Raw genomic sequence first — 14729 nt, 5'->3', positions numbered from 1 at the left:
TGCGTGCTTAGTTCGCTTTAAGTTGATAATACTCGGCCAGCGTCATGCCCACCGTGCGCTGCTGCAGCCAGTCAAACAGCTGCTCCAGATCGCGGTACAGCACTTCGATATCCTGCTCGGTTTTGAACGTCGGGCTGCCGCCCGGCATAAACTCGGAGGAGTGCAGCATAAACTCGACGTAGTCATGACCCTGCGCCAACGACGTCTCGGCCACGCTGATCATCTTGGCCACGTTGCCGCCACTCGGCCGCAGCCAGTTGACGGACGGCGAACGCCGCTTGCCGCGCAGCCGATCATAGCCCTGCTTGAAGGCATTCATCAGCGCCGAATGCTTGTACTGTATGCTCATCGGCACTTCCAGCAGCGACGAAGCGCCCGGCTTGGCGATGTTCTGCGGATCGATGAAATAGGCGTGCGACGGGAACCGGCTGTAATCGGTACCGCCGTCGCCCTGCGGGTTGCCCGGCGAAAACTGCCAGTTGACCCGCGGCGTGACCGAACAATCCACCTGATAGCCGTATTCCAGCAGCAGTGAGGCATAGTATTCGTTGAACGCCCAACGGCCGGCGCGATGGCTGAGCATTTTGGTCTGGAAGGCGTCCTCCAGCAGTTTGGTCATGTGGTCGACTTTGGCGCGTATCTGATCGGCGGGATACTCGATCAAATAAGGCTTGTGGCGCCAGTCGTCATCGGTGAGCGGCGTCAGCGGCGGGCTGTTCCAGGCGTGCAGATGCATGCCGACTTCACCGGCGCCGCGGGCGATCACGTCACGCGCGAACTCGACGTAAGCCGGATCCATCGCCATTTCATAGTTGGTGAGATAAACCGGCTTGAAGGCATATTTCTCGCACAGCGCCTGAAAGCGCGGCAAGAAACGCGTGTTTTCGGTCGCGATGCGATCGTGGTTTTGCCACAGATTATCGCCTTCGGTATCAATGGTGATGAGAAACGCCGGTTTAGTCATGAATATCGAACCTGATATCAACAGAATACGCTATGTTACGCAGGCCGTTTCGCCAGGGCAAACGACTTTGCTGCCTGGTTTGGACAACGTTGAAGCGCATTCGTCCCTGCTCCGGCGATTTTTTTGCGGCTCGGCAAGAAAACCGAGCAACAGTAGCCACATGCGATCGGGTCATTTAGAATCAAAGATTGGTTTCCCAGAAAGCGACTCATGATGAACGACGCGCCAGCCCTAACTTCCGCCCCATCCGTACAGCGTATTCTGATCATAAAACTGCGCCACCACGGCGATATGCTGCTGGTCACGCCGGTCATCAGCAGCCTGCGGCAAAACTACCCGCAGGCCCGGATCGATGTGCTGCTGTATCAGGAAACGCAGGAGATGCTGGCCAGTAATCCGGAACTGTCGACCCTGTTCGCCATCGATCGCCAATGGAAAAAACAGGGCGCCCGCGCTCACCTCGGACATGAGCTGGCGCTGCTGCGCCGCCTGAAGGCGCAGCGCTACGATCTGGTGGTCAATCTGGCCGATCAGTGGCGCAGCGCCATCATCACGCGCCTGACCGGCGCGCGCATCCGTTTGGGCTTCGATTTCCCCAAACGCCGCGGCTTCCTGTGGCGCCACTGCCACACGCAGCTGGTGCCGGTAGACAATCACGCCCACTTGCATACCGTCGAACAAAATCTCTCGTTGCTGGCGCCGCTGAACCTGCCTGCGCTCAATGAACATGTCACCATGAGTTATGATCCGCAGGATTGGCAGACCTGTGAGCAACTGTTGCAGAAACAGGGCGTCGCCGGCAGTTATATTGTGGTGCAGCCCACCTCGCGCTGGTTCTTCAAATGCTGGAGCGAAGAGAAAATGGCCGCCACCCTCACCGCCTTGCAGGCCGACGGCCACCAGTTGGTGATCACCTCCGGCCCCGACGCCAGAGAAAAAGCCATGGTCGAGCGCATTTTGGCGCTCTGCCCGCCGCAGGGCGTAATCTCGTTGGCCGGCCAGCTGACGCTGCGCCAACTGGCCGCCCTGATTGACCACGCCAAGCTGTTTATCGGCGTGGATTCGGTGCCGATGCATATGGCCGCCGCGCTGCAAACACCGTGCGTGGCGCTGTTCGGCCCTTCCAAGCTGACTTTCTGGCGGCCATGGCAGGCTACCGGCGCCGTGATCTGGGCCGGCGACTTCGGCGAACTGCCCGATCCGGACGCTATTGATACCGGCACCGATGAACGGTATCTCGACCTCATTCCTACAGACGCGGTGATTGCAGCCGCGCGGAGCACGCTGGCATGAAAGCATTTCGTTTGGCGATCGTTCGCCAAAAATACCGCCCGGACGGCGGAGCCGAACGTTTCGTTTCCCGCGCCCTGGAGGCGCTGGAGCAACAGGATCTCGATCTGAACGTCATCACACGCGAATGGCAGGGTGACGCCAATCCAAACTGGCATATTCACCTGTGTAACCCGTTGAAACTCGGCCGCATCAGTCGCGAACGGGGCTTCGCCGTGGCGGCCAGGGCGCTGTGGCAGAAAGAGCGCTTCGATCTGGTGCAAAGCCACGAGCGCATTCCCGGCTGCGATATCTACCGCGCCGGCGACGGCGTACACCGCCGCTGGCTGCTGCAACGCGCGCGGCTGCTGCCGGAGTGGCGCCGCAAATGGCTGTTTTCCAACCGTTATCACCGCTATGTGATGTGCGCCGAGCGCGCCATGTACGCCGCACCGGAGCTGAAAGCCGTCATCTGCAACGCCGAGATGATCAAACGGGAAATCATCGCCGACTTTGGCGTGCCCGCCGACAAAATCACGGTGATCTATAACGCCATCGACAATCAAAAGTTCCCGCCCGCCGACGAGGCCCAGCGCCGACGCCTGCGTGAGCAATATCAGATCCCGCAACAGGCGCACTGCCTGATCTTCGTCGGCTCCGGTTTCGAGCGCAAAGGGCTGGCCGCCGCCATCCGCGCCGTGGCGGCGGCCGACAGCCACCTCTTGGTGATCGGTAAAGACAAAGCCGAAAAGCGTTACCGGGCGCTGGCGCAGTCGCTGGGCTGCGGCGATCGCATTCACTTTATGGGCGTGCAGAAGCAGACCCTGCCATTCTATCAGGCCGCGGATGCGCTGCTGTTGCCGACGCTGTACGATCCGTTCCCGAATGTGATTCTGGAAGCGATGTCCTGCGGCCTGCCGGTTGTCACCAGCACCACCTGCGGCGGCGCCGAGTTTATCACCCCGGGCCAGAACGGCTTCGTGACCGACGCGCTCGACGTGCCGGCCATCACGGAAGCCATTCGGGCGCTGCCGCGCCAGGCGCTGGGATCCTCCATGGGCGAAGCGGCAAGATTGCGCATTATGACGGCTACGCCGGCGCATCTCTCCGAACAGCTCATTTCCCTCTATAACCGGTTACTGGATTAGCTATGCGTATTCTGATGATCATCGATGGCCTGCCGGGAGGCGGCGCGGAAAAAGTGGTGCTGACCCTGTGTCAAGGCATGCAGCAACTGGGGCATGACGTCAGTCTGATCTCGCTGCGTAACGTCTGCAATTACCCTATCCCGTCAGGCATCGATTATCAGGTGGTGGCCGATCGCAGCCGTGCCCCCTGGCGCAAGCTGACCGAGCTGTCGCGCCGCGCCGCCGCGCTGGATCGGGCGATAGCCGAACACGAGCGCCAACACGGCGCGTTCGATCTGGTGTTCTCCAACCTGCACAAAACCGATCGCATCGTCAGCCGCAGCAAACGGCTGGCTTCGGATCGTCTGTGGTTCTGCATTCACGGCATTCTCTCCACCTCCTACCTCGGCCACCGCAAAGGCCTGGATCGCTGGCTCAAGCAACGTAAAATCGCCAACGTTTACCAGGGGAGAAATATCGTCGCCGTTTCACAGGCGGTCGGCGGCGATCTGCAGCAGAATTTGCCGATCCGCCCGCGTCGGCTGGCAGTCATCAATAACCCGTTCGACATCGACGCCATCCGGCAACAGGCGGCGGCGCCTTGCGAACTGGCCGGTCAGGACTATCTGGTGCACGTCGGCCGCTTTCACGCCACCAAGCGGCATGACCGCCTGCTGAAAGCCTATGCGCAATCCGGCATTCAGGCGCCGCTGGCTTTGATCGGCACCGGGGATGACGCCCGCGTCGCCGAGGTCAAGCGTCTGGCGGCAGACTTGGGTATCGCAGAGCGCGTGCTGTTCCTCGGCTTCCAGGCCAATCCCTATCCGTTTATCCGCCATGCCTCGCTGTTGGTACTCAGCTCCGATAGCGAAGGGTTTGGCAATGTGCTGGTAGAATCGCTGTTGTGCGGCACACCGGTGGTCAGCACCCGCTGTCCGGGCGGCCCTGCGGAAATTCTGGAAAAAGCCGGCATGGCTAACGCGTTGGCGGAATTAAACGAAGCGTCGCTGGCAGAAAAAATGGCGGAAATTTACGCCAATCCGCCGCAGATAAATCAACAGCAATTGCTGAGCTATGGGCTGGAGCCTATTTGCCGTCAATATATTGAGCTGAAAGAAAAATAATAAAGAAATAAATAAGGCAGGTGATACCTGCCTTATTTTCTTCGCTAGCTTAGCGCCTGCATTTTCTGCCAAACCTCATCGACAGAAACATCTTCACAGTGCCCCGACTCACTCTGCAAAATATGATGACGGCCGGTCCATGGATGCCAGGACGTTTTATCGGTATCGCCAAAGAACACCACCATATCCTTATTCAGCGCGGCGGCAAGATGCATCTGCCCGCCATCGCTGCACAGCACCCGGTCGCATAAATCGAACCCGCCCAACAGCTCGCGCACCGAGGCCGTCGGATAAAGCGCGACGCGTTCGTTTTGGCACAGCGCCAACAGCTGTTCTGCGCGCTGCTGATCGCCGATGTCGTCCGGCGCCAGCGTGCCCTGCGGCGACCAGAAGATCAGCACGCCGGTGCGGGGATCGGCGGTCAGGCGGTTGATGATTTCGGCATAGCGTTCAACCGGCCAGCGCCTTTTCGGGCTACGGCTGCTGATATGCACGGCGCAAACCCGTTCGACCGACGGCAGGCGTTCCTGCAGCCGCTGCGCCGCCAGCTGCCGCTCTTCCGGCGTCAGGAATACCCGCACCGGCGGGATCGGAATGGTTTGATCGGTTATCGCCGATAAATAGCTGTAGGTGTGTTCGACCTGATGTAGACCGCGGAAATCGTCTTTGCGGAACGGGCGCTGAATATCTTTCGTGCCCAAATCGGCGCCGATGATATGGCTGGCGCCGGCCATTTTCGCTAAACGCAGGCTGTATTTGCAAGGCACCGGGTTGGCCAGAATGACCGCATCGAACTTTATTTTGCGCAGCTTCAGGAAAATCATCAGACGTTCGAAATAAACGCCCAACGTCGTTTCATTTTTCGCCTTATGCTTGGCCTTTTTATAGACAAAGACTTTCTCGAGATGAGGGTTGTTTTTAACGACGTCCTGGCTGACTTTATTGATCAGCAGATAAACTTTTGCGTCTGGATAGGCAATTTTCACCCCTTCAATCAGAGGCGTGGTGCAAACAAGATCGCCGATGTTGTCGCGGCGAATAATTAAAATATTCTTCATTCCGAGCCTATCGGCGAAATCGCTCGCCGGTTGTCTGAAACTGACACCCAAGGTTACCAAATTAGCGCCTTTCCCTTCCAGTTATGGTACTATTCCGAATAACCCATATAAATGAAATTGATAGAATGTTGCTGCGTTTATATCAGGTACTACTCTACCTCATCCAACCCCTGATCTGGCTCCGCTTACTGCTGCGCAGCCGCAAAGCTCCAGCCTACCGTAAACGCTGGGCGGAACGCTATGGCTTCTGCGCCGGGAAAGTCGTGCCGGGCGGCATTATGCTGCATTCCGTCTCCGTCGGCGAAACGCTGGCGGCCATCCCGCTGGTGCGGGCGCTGCGCCATCGTTACCCCGCTTTGCCGATAACTGTGACCACAATGACCCCGACAGGTTCAGAACGCGTCCAGTCCGCTTTCGGCAAAGACGTGCATCATGTCTATCTGCCCTACGATCTGCCCGGTTCCATGAACCGCTTCCTCGACCAGGTGAATCCCAAGCTGGTGATCATCATGGAAACCGAGCTATGGCCTAACCTGATCAACGCGCTGCATCAGCGGCAAATCCCCCTGGTGATCGCCAATGCGCGCCTGTCGGCGCGATCCGCCGCCGGCTATAAGAAAATTGGCGGATTCATGCGCGATATGCTGCGCCGCATTACGCTGATCGCCGCACAGAACCAGGAAGACGGCGATCGTTTTATCGAACTGGGCCTGAAACGCTCGCAGCTGGCCGTTACCGGCAGCCTGAAATTCGATATCTCCGTCACCCCGGAACTGGCCGCCCGCGCCGTTACGCTGCGCCGCCAATGGGCGCCGCGCCGCCCGGTGTGGATCGCCACCAGCACCCATGAAGGCGAAGAAACCATCCTGATCGAAGCGCACCGCAAGCTGCTGGAAAAACACCCCGACCTGCTGCTGATCCTGGTGCCGCGTCACCCGGAACGCTTCCCGACCGCCAAGGAGCTGGTACAGAAGGCCGGCTTCAGCTACACCCTGCGCAGCAGCGGCGAAATCCCGTCCGGCAGCACCCAGGTGGTGATCGGCGATACCATGGGCGAACTCATGCTGCTGTACGGCATCGCCGATCTGGCCTTTGTCGGCGGCAGCCTGGTGGAACGTGGCGGCCATAACCCGCTGGAAGCCGCCGCCCACGCCATCCCGGTGCTGATGGGCCCGCACACCTTCAACTTTAAAGACATCTGCGCCAAGCTTTCGCAGGCCGAAGGCCTGATCACCGTGACCGACGTGGATTCGCTGGTAAAGGAAGTGGCAACCCTGTTGACCGACGAAGATTACCGCCGTTACTACGGCCGCCATGCGGTGGAAGTGTTGTATCAGAATCAGGGAGCGTTGCAGCGCCTGCTGCAGCTGCTGGAACCGCACCTGCCGCCCCGGAGTCACTGAATGAGCAGCCGCAAAAGCCTGTCGGTGGTGATGATCGCCAAAAACGAAGCCGGGCTGTTGCCGGACTGTCTGCGCTCGGTCGAGTGGGCCGATGAAATCATTGTGCTGGACTCCGGCAGCGAAGACGACAGCGTCCCCGTCGCCGAAAGCCTGGGCGCCAAAGTCTTCACGCACACCGACTGGCAAGGGTTTGGCAAGCAGCGTCAGCTGGCGCAAAGCTACGCCAGCCATGACTACGTTTTGATGATCGATGCCGACGAACGCGTCACCCCTGAACTGCGACAATCCATCGAACAGGTGTTGAACGCGCCGGACGACGGCGCCGTCTACAGCTGCGCGCGGCGCAACCTGTTCCTTGGCCGCTTCATGCGCCACAGCGGCTGGTATCCCGATCGCGTCAACCGCCTGTACGCCAACCAACGCTATCGCTATAACGACGATCTGGTGCACGAGTCGCTGAACATCGGCGATGCCAAAGTGATCCCCCTCAGTGGCGATATGCTGCACCTGACCTGCCGCGACTTCTTCGCCTTTCAGCGCAAACAGCTGCGCTATGCCGAAGAGTGGGCCACACAGCGCCACCGGGCCGGCAAGCGTTGCGGCTATCTGTCCATCCTGACCCACACGCTCGGCGCCTTCGTCAAAACCTGGCTGCTGCGGGCCGGCTTCCTCGACGGTAAACAGGGGTTGCTGTTAGCGGTGGTCAACGCGCAATATACCTTCAATAAATATGCCGCATTATGGGCATTGGGCCGCAACTACTCAGAGAAGTGAATCATGACCAGCAAAGCCATCTATCCCGGGACGTTCGATCCCATGACCAACGGCCACCTGGATTTAGTGACGCGCGCGTCGCTGATGTTCGATCACGTGATTCTGGCCATCGCCGCCAGCCCGAGCAAAAAGCCGCTGTTCAGCCTGGATGAGCGTGTGGCGCTGGCGACGCAGGTCACCTCGCATCTGGACAATGTGGAAGTACTGGGCTTCAGCGAGCTGATGGCGCATTTCGCCGCTCACCAGAATGCCAATATCCTGGTGCGTGGCCTGCGGGCGGTGTCTGACTTTGAGTACGAACTGCAGCTGGCGAACATGAACCGCCATTTGATGCCGACGCTGGAAAGCGTGTTCCTGATGCCTTCCGAAGAGTGGTCGTTCATCTCCTCCTCACTGGTGAAGGAGGTCGCCCGCCACGGCGGCGATATCGCGCCTTTCCTGCCCGATGTGGTCACTCAGGCGCTGATGGCGAAGCTCGCCGCCGCGTGATGCTCAGCGCTGGCAGCGTCGGCAAAAGAAGGTGCTGCGCTGCCCGTGCTTGGCGGATTCAATCGGCGTGCCGCATGTGCGGCACGGTTCTCCCGCCCGCCCGTAAACCTGCAGCTCCTGCGCGAAGTACCCCGGTTTCCCATCCGACTGCAAAAAGTCGCGCAACGTGGTGCCGCCCTGCTCGATGGAGCGTTGCAACACCGCCTTGATGGTCTTCGCCAACAGCGCAGCTTCGGCTTTGGTCAAGGATCCCGCCGGACGATCGGGCAGGATCCCGGCGCTGAACAGCGATTCACTGGCGTAAATGTTACCGACCCCGACCACCAGCTTGTTATCCATCAGCCACGGTTTGATCAGCGTGCGCTTATTACGTGATTTTTCATACAGGTAGTCGCCGTTGAACGCCTCACTCAGCGGTTCCGGCCCCAGATGCGCCAACACGCTGCTGGTCGCCAGGTCTTCGCACCACAGCCAGGCGCCGAAGCGGCGCGGATCGGTATAGCGTAGGATCATACCGTTGTTGATAACCAGATCGACGTGGTCGTGTTTGCCGGCTTCGTCTTCGTTTTCCTCACGCAGCATGCGCAAGCTGCCCGACATGCCCAGATGCACGATAATCCAACCGCGCTCCAGCTCAATCAGCAGGTATTTGGCCCGACGCTGCACGCTGAGCACCGGCTGATCGCTCAGCGTCAGGATCTGCTCGGAAACCGGCCAGCGCAGGCGCGCGTTGCGCACCACCGCATACTGAATGCTGTGGCCGACAAGATAAGGCTCTATACCGCGTCTGCTCGTCTCAACTTCCGGTAATTCAGGCATCTGGCTTCCCCTCCGATGTTTTCTACCCTTTATAAAACAAAAAACCCGGCCAAGGCCGGGTTTTTCATTAATCCACTAAAATTATTTAATTTTAGCTTCTTTGTATACTACGTGCTGACGGACAACTGGATCGAATTTCTTCAGTTCCAATTTTTCCGGCTTAGTACGCTTGTTCTTCGTGGTGGTATAGAAGTGACCAGTACCAGCAGAAGAAACCAGCTTGATCTTCTCGCGAACACCTTTAGCCATGATTCAGTTCCTTAATACTTCTCACCACGGGCACGCAGATCGGCCAGAACCGTCTCAATACCCTTCTTATCGATAACACGCATACCTTTAGCAGATACACGCAGAGTTACAAAGCGCTTCTCAGCCTCAACCCAAAAACGGTGTGAGTGCAGGTTAGGCAGAAAACGGCGTTTGGTCGCGTTCATTGCGTGGGAACGGTTGTTACCGCTCACCGGGCGCTTGCCAGTAACTTGGCAGACTCGGGACATGTCTATTCTCCAAAAATCAAATCAGCTCGAGCTTCGTATAGGGTATGGCCGCCTCGTCAGGCTTTTAGAGCCCATCTCAGCAAACTTCATACTGAGGAGACTCTCGTCATCAGGTAGAAACCACACATCAGGTCAGAAACCTGCTGAGATAGGCTCTTGCGCCAAACCCAAGATTCTCAAAGGTGGCGTAGTATACGCTCTGAAGCGTAAGTGCTCAAGTCCCGAACAGCTAAAGATCCCACAAGGATCGCGAAAAAATCGCTTAAAGCCATCCGCGCTCGGCAAAAGAGACGCATTCACCCCGACCGATCACCAAATGATCGAGCACTCGGATCTCCAATAACTGGCAGGCTTTCACCACCTGTTCAGTTATCAAACGGTCGGCATGACTGGGTTCAGCCTTACCCGAGGGGTGATTATGCGCGAGAATCAGCGCGGCGGCATTAGCCTTCAACGCTTCACGCACAATTTCTCTCGGGTAGACGACGACGCTGCTGATGGTACCAGCAAACATCTCCTGATGGCGAATAACCCGATGCTGATTGTCTAAAAACAATACCAAAAAGACCTCTCGCTCACGATGCGCCAGCAGGCTTTGCAGATAATGCTGGGTGACGCGCGGGTTGAGCATGGCGTTTTCCTGCGAGAGATGGCTGGAAAAGAAGCGAAGCGCCAGCTCGGCAATCGCCTGCAGCTGCGTATAGCTGGCGTCGCCCAGGCCTTTTTGACTGCAAAACGCCTGATGATCGGCCGACATCAGGTGGTAAAGCGAGCCGAACCGGAGCAGCAGCTGCTCCGCCAGCTGCATCACGTGCACGCCGGGCAACCCGGTGCGCAAGAAAATGGCCAACAGCTCCGCGTCGGACAGCGCCGCAGCCCCCTGCATCAACAGCTTTTCACGCGGCGCCAGCGCGCCCGGCCAGCACGCCACAGTCGGGTTGCTCATCGTGTTCCTCCCTGAAAGGACTACAGCATGCCATGCGCCACCCGGCGCGTTCGACAGGTGTTTGATAACATTGCGAAGTGTTTCGCAAAGCACAATGTAACGCCCTGCAGCCATTGCGGAATCGCTCACCTGAACGGCGGATATGCTAAAATGGCGCATCTTTCGGCTTTCAATCGGACAATGATGATGACGGGACTTTCCGGCAAGCATATTGTGCTTGGCATCAGCGGCGGCATCGCCGCCTACAAATGCCCAGAGCTAGTGCGCCGCCTGCGCGACAGGGGCGCGGAAGTGCGCGTGGTGATGACCCACGCCGCCAAGGCGTTCATTACGCCGCTGACGCTGCAGGCCGTTTCCGGCCACCCGGTGTCCGACGATCTGTTGGATCCCGCCGCCGAAGCCGCCATGGGACACATCGAACTCGGCAAATGGGCGGATCTGGTGATTCTGGCGCCGGCGACCGCCGATCTGCTGGCGCGCGTCGCCGCCGGCATGGCCAACGATCTGCTGACTACCGTCTGCCTGGCGACCGACGCCCCTATCGCCGCCGCCCCCGCCATGAACCAGCAGATGTATCGCGCCGCCGCCACGCAGGCCAACCTGCAAACGCTGCAGACGCGCGGCATGCTGCTCTGGGGGCCGGACAACGGCAGCCAGGCCTGCGGCGACGTCGGCCCGGGCCGCATGCTGGATCCGCTGGACATCGTCGAGCTGGCGAACGGTCATTTCTCCGCCCCGCAGGATCTGCAACATTTGCAGGTTATGATCACCGCCGGCCCGACGCGCGAAGCGCTGGATCCGGTACGCTTCATCAGCAATCACAGCTCCGGCAAAATGGGCTTCGCCATTGCCCGCGCCGCCGCCGCCCGCGGCGCGCAGGTGACGCTGATCGCCGGGCCGGTGAGCCTGCCGACGCCGCCGAAGGTCACACGCGTAGACGTCACCAGCGCGCTGGAGATGGAACAGGCGGTGCAACAGCGCGCCGCGCAGCAGCAGATTTTCATCTCCTGCGCCGCCGTAGCCGACTACCGTCCCGAGCGGATCGCCGATGAAAAAATAAAAAAACAGGGTGATGAAATCGTCCTCAAGATGGTAAAAAACCCCGATATCGTCGCCGGCGTGGCGGCGATGACCAAAAATCGACCGTTTGTCGTGGGGTTTGCCGCCGAAACCCAGAATGTGGAAGAATACGCGCGGCAAAAACTGGCGCGTAAGAAGCTGGATTTGATTTGCGCTAACGATGTATCGCTTGCAGAGCACGGGTTCAACAGCGACACCAATGCCCTGCACCTTTTTTGGCAGGATGGAGAGAAACGCCTGGCGCTGAGCGACAAGGCACTCCTTGGCCAACGTTTAATAGACGAGATAGTCAGCCGTTATGATGAAAAAAATCGACGTTAAGATCCTCGACCCGCGCATCGGTCAGGATTTCCCGCTACCGACCTACGCCACGCCGGGCTCCGCCGGTCTCGACCTGCGCGCCTGCCTGGACAGCGCGGTGGAGCTGGCGCCGGGTGAAACCACGCTGCTGCCTACCGGTCTCGCGATCCATGTCGCCGACGCCGGCCTGGCGGCGGTGATCCTGCCGCGCTCAGGCCTGGGCCATAAGCACGGCGTCGTGCTGGGCAATCTGGTCGGCCTGATCGACTCCGATTATCAGGGCCAGCTGATGGTGTCCGTCTGGAACCGCGGCCAGAAGTCATTCACTATCGAACCGGGCGAACGCATCGCGCAGATGGTCTTCGTGCCGGTGGTACAGGCCGAGTTCAACCTGGTGGAAGAGTTCGACAGCAGCGAGCGCGGCGAAGGCGGCTTCGGCCACTCGGGGCGCCACTAAGCGCCACCCAATGCACGATGGCCGGCAGGGAAACGTCGCCTGAACCTTGCCTTTCCGGGGAGAAGGATGTCTCTGCGGCAAGGTTTTACCGCGACAATTGCAGCGCACACCAGGCAGCACGGAAAAAGGCCGTTAAGGCCGCTGACCCCAGCATCGTAAAAAAGCTATCACATAAGCCGCACAGAGCCTGCTCTGCAGCGGCCGGTGCCCGGGTTTCCGTCAGTTAAGTTTTAGCAAGGGTCTAATCAGACATGGCAGAAAAAGAAAATACGAAAAGGAATCGGCGCGAGGAAATATTGCAGGCGTTAGCCCAGATGCTGGAATCCAGCGACGGCAGCCAGCGCATTACCACCGCCAAGCTCGCCGCGAACGTGGGTGTTTCTGAAGCTGCGCTGTACCGGCATTTCCCCAGCAAGACACGGATGTTCGACAGTCTGATCGAGTTTATCGAAGACAGCCTGATCACTCGCATCAACCTGATCTTGCAGGACGAGAAAGAGACGTTTAATCGTCTGCGCCTGATTTTACTGCTGATTCTGGGCTTTGCGGAACGCAACCCGGGGCTGACGCGCATCATGACCGGCCACGCGCTGATGTTTGAACAGGATCGCCTGCAGGGTCGCATCAACCAGCTGTTCGAACGCATCGAGGCGCAGCTGCGTCAGGTGCTGAAAGAGCGCAAATTGCGCGAAGGCAAAGGCTTCATCGTCGATGAAACGCTGTTGGCCAGCCAGCTGCTGGCCTTCTGCGAAGGCATGTTGTCGCGCTATGTGCGTTCGGAATTCCGCTATCGCCCAACGCAGGAATTCGACGCCCGCTGGCCGCTGTTGGCGGCACAGCTGCAATAACGAAAACGCCGGGCATGCCCGGCGTTGTTATTTATACCCCGTACTGCTCGCGGTAAGCGCGCACCGCCGCCAGGTGGTCCGCCATTTCCGGTTTCTCTTCCAGATAAGCGATCAGGTCCTTCAGCGTCACGATCGAAATCACCTTGCAGTGGTAGTCGCGTTCCACTTCCTGAATGGCGGAGATGTCCGCGCGGCCGCGTTCCTGGCGGTCGAGGGAGATCAGCACGCCCGCCAACGAAGCGCCGCTGGCGCCGATGATTTCCATCGACTCACGGATCGCGGTGCCGGCGGTGATCACATCGTCCACCAGCATCACGCGGCCCTGCAGCGGGCTGCCCACCAGCGAACCGCCCTCGCCGTGGGTTTTGGCTTCCTTGCGGTTAAAGCAGTAAGGCACGTCGCGCTCATGGTGTTCCGCCAGCGCCACCGCCGTGGTGGTGGCGATAGGAATGCCTTTATAGGCCGGGCCAAACAGCAGATCAAAATCGATGCCGGAATCCATCAGGGCTTCGGCGTAGAAGCGCCCCAACAGCGCAAGATCGCGCCCGGTATTAAACAGGCCGGCGTTGAAGAAATACGGGCTGGTGCGGCCGGATTTCAGGGTGAACTCGCCGAATTTCAATACCTGCTTGTTAAGCGCGAACTCGATAAACTGGCGCTGATAGGCTTTCATTACTGCTTCTCCTCGTCTGAATCTGCTTGGGTCTTATCATTACTGCCGCCCGATCGGCGGGCATAAAAAAGGCGACTTCTCAGTCGCCTTGAAAAATTAGTCCGCCAGCGCCGCTTTCTGCGCCTGGAAGATGGTTTCGATGCCCCCTCGGGCCAGCGCCAATAGCGCCAACAGCTCATCGTGGCTGAACGGCTCGCCTTCAGCGGTGCCCTGCACTTCGATCATGCGGCCGTCTTCCATCATCACCACGTTCATGTCGGTTTCCGCCGCGGAATCTTCCACATACTCCAGATCGCACAGCGCTTCGCCATTGACGATGCCGACGGAAACCGCCGCCACCATGCCCTTCATCGGGTTGGCTTTCAGCTTGCCGTTGGCCACCAGCGTGTTCAACGCATCGGCCAGCGCCACGCAGGCGCCGGAGATGGAAGCAGTGCGGGTACCGCCGTCGGCCTGCAGTACGTCGCAGTCGAGAGTGATGGTGAATTCACCGAGCTTTTTCAGATCCACCGCGGCGCGCAGCGAACGGGCGATCAGGCGCTGGATCTCCAGCGTGCGGCCACCCTGTTTGCCTTTGGCGGCTTCACGGGCATTGCGGCTGTGGGTGGAGCGCGGCAGCATGCCGTACTCGGCGGTGATCCAACCTTGCCCCTGGCCTTTCAGGAAGCGCGGAACGCCCTCTTCTACCGTGGCGGTGCACAAGACTTTGGTATCGCCAAACTCAACCAGCACTGAACCTTCAGCGTGTTTGGTATAGTGACGGGTCAGTGTCAGGGGGCGAACTTGCTGTGGTGCTCTGCCTGCAGGACGCATGGGCTCTCTCCGGCTTCAAATCAACTATTGGCTGCGCATTATACGGGCTTCGTGACGTAATGCCTATCCTGCCCGCAGCCGCGACGCT

Annotated in this window: 17 protein-coding genes; 9 read left to right on the top strand and 8 right to left on the bottom strand. The window is 59.2% G+C overall.

All coding sequences use genetic code 11. From position 1 onward, the window contains the following. Positions 1-7: 7 nt before the first annotated feature. Complete coding sequence (locus J9788_RS23210) at positions 8-964, bottom strand: polysaccharide deacetylase family protein (RefSeq protein WP_182265753.1); 957 nt, start codon at positions 962-964, stop codon at positions 8-10. Between the two features lie 210 nt (positions 965-1174). On the opposite strand from J9788_RS23210, the gene rfaQ reads away from it, so the two are divergent. Genes rfaQ through J9788_RS23195 form a run of 3 tightly spaced genes read left to right on the top strand, consistent with a single transcriptional unit; the run spans position 1175 to position 4484 of the window. Then, entirely contained in the window at positions 1175-2257 is a 1083-nt protein-coding gene (rfaQ, locus tag J9788_RS23205) for a putative lipopolysaccharide heptosyltransferase III (RefSeq protein WP_033652252.1), read from the top strand. Continuing rightward, positions 2254-3381 (top strand): glycosyltransferase family 4 protein, encoded by a 1128-nt coding sequence (locus J9788_RS23200; RefSeq protein ID WP_182265754.1) that lies wholly within the window; start codon positions 2254-2256, stop codon positions 3379-3381. The genes rfaQ and J9788_RS23200 overlap by 4 nt, the downstream gene beginning before the upstream one ends. A 2-nt stretch (positions 3382-3383) precedes the next feature. Continuing rightward, positions 3384-4484, top strand: a complete 1101-nt coding sequence (locus tag J9788_RS23195; protein WP_182265755.1) for a glycosyltransferase — start codon at positions 3384-3386, stop codon at positions 4482-4484. A 44-nt stretch (positions 4485-4528) separates the two neighbouring features. On the opposite strand, the gene J9788_RS23190 is transcribed toward J9788_RS23195, so the two are convergent. After that, positions 4529-5542, bottom strand: a complete 1014-nt coding sequence (locus J9788_RS23190; protein WP_182265756.1) for a glycosyltransferase family 9 protein — start codon at positions 5540-5542, stop codon at positions 4529-4531. A 125-nt stretch (positions 5543-5667) separates the two neighbouring features. Between J9788_RS23190 and waaA the strand changes: the two genes are divergently transcribed. Genes waaA through coaD form a run of 3 tightly spaced genes read left to right on the top strand, consistent with a single transcriptional unit; the run spans position 5668 to position 8208 of the window. Beyond that, a complete protein-coding gene (gene waaA / locus J9788_RS23185; RefSeq protein WP_182265757.1) occupies positions 5668-6945 on the top strand; it encodes a lipid IV(A) 3-deoxy-D-manno-octulosonic acid transferase in 1278 nt (425 codons plus the stop codon). Beyond that, the gene (locus J9788_RS23180; RefSeq protein WP_182265758.1) at positions 6946-7719 is read left to right on the top strand and encodes a glycosyltransferase family 2 protein; all 774 of its coding nucleotides are present in this window, start codon (positions 6946-6948) and stop codon (positions 7717-7719) included. A gap of 3 nt (positions 7720-7722) precedes the next feature. Then, positions 7723-8208, top strand: a complete 486-nt coding sequence (coaD, locus tag J9788_RS23175; protein WP_033645183.1) for a pantetheine-phosphate adenylyltransferase — start codon at positions 7723-7725, stop codon at positions 8206-8208. Between the two features lie 3 nt (positions 8209-8211). On the opposite strand, the gene mutM is transcribed toward coaD, so the two are convergent. The 4 genes from mutM to radC form a co-directional block, all read right to left on the bottom strand. Further along, positions 8212-9027, bottom strand: coding sequence for a bifunctional DNA-formamidopyrimidine glycosylase/DNA-(apurinic or apyrimidinic site) lyase (mutM, locus tag J9788_RS23170; RefSeq protein ID WP_047025862.1), 816 nt, complete (start codon positions 9025-9027; stop codon positions 8212-8214). Positions 9028-9108: 81 nt separating this feature from the next. Then, positions 9109-9276, bottom strand: coding sequence for a 50S ribosomal protein L33 (gene rpmG, locus J9788_RS23165; protein WP_002442576.1), 168 nt, complete (start codon positions 9274-9276; stop codon positions 9109-9111). 11 nt (positions 9277-9287) lie between these two features. Continuing rightward, positions 9288-9524, bottom strand: a complete 237-nt coding sequence (gene rpmB / locus J9788_RS23160) for a 50S ribosomal protein L28 (protein WP_004931195.1) — start codon at positions 9522-9524, stop codon at positions 9288-9290. A gap of 262 nt (positions 9525-9786) precedes the next feature. Then, positions 9787-10470 carry a DNA repair protein RadC gene (gene radC / locus J9788_RS23155; protein WP_182265759.1) on the bottom strand — a complete coding sequence of 228 codons (684 nt, stop codon included), beginning with the start codon at positions 10468-10470 and terminating at the stop codon, positions 9787-9789. Between the two features lie 183 nt (positions 10471-10653). Between radC and coaBC the strand changes: the two genes are divergently transcribed. The 3 genes from coaBC to slmA all read left to right on the top strand — a co-directional run bounded on the left by coaBC (position 10654) and on the right by slmA (position 13155). Then, positions 10654-11871, top strand: a complete 1218-nt coding sequence (gene coaBC / locus J9788_RS23150) for a bifunctional phosphopantothenoylcysteine decarboxylase/phosphopantothenate--cysteine ligase CoaBC (RefSeq protein WP_182265770.1) — start codon at positions 10654-10656, stop codon at positions 11869-11871. Beyond that, a complete protein-coding gene (gene dut, locus J9788_RS23145; protein WP_182265760.1) occupies positions 11849-12307 on the top strand; it encodes a dUTP diphosphatase in 459 nt (152 codons plus the stop codon). The genes coaBC and dut overlap by 23 nt, the downstream gene beginning before the upstream one ends. Before the next feature lie 251 nt (positions 12308-12558). Then, the gene (gene slmA / locus J9788_RS23140; RefSeq protein ID WP_025304700.1) at positions 12559-13155 is read left to right on the top strand and encodes a nucleoid occlusion factor SlmA; all 597 of its coding nucleotides are present in this window, start codon (positions 12559-12561) and stop codon (positions 13153-13155) included. A gap of 31 nt (positions 13156-13186) precedes the next feature. Here the strand turns inward: slmA and pyrE are convergent, their stop codons facing one another. Both pyrE and rph read right to left on the bottom strand, forming a co-directional pair. Beyond that, positions 13187-13828: an orotate phosphoribosyltransferase gene (gene pyrE / locus J9788_RS23135; protein WP_004931204.1), complete on the bottom strand. Its 642-nt coding sequence runs from the start codon at positions 13826-13828 to the stop codon at positions 13187-13189. 96 nt (positions 13829-13924) lie between these two features. Next, positions 13925-14641, bottom strand: a complete 717-nt coding sequence (gene rph, locus J9788_RS23130; protein WP_025160305.1) for a ribonuclease PH — start codon at positions 14639-14641, stop codon at positions 13925-13927. Between the last annotated feature and the right edge of the window lie 88 nt (positions 14642-14729).

Origin of the sequence: Serratia sp. X10 (assembly GCF_017811775.1) — a bacterium.
Lineage (GTDB): Bacteria > Pseudomonadota > Gammaproteobacteria > Enterobacterales > Enterobacteriaceae > Serratia > Serratia ureilytica.
This window is presented reverse-complemented; position numbering and strand designations above follow the sequence as displayed.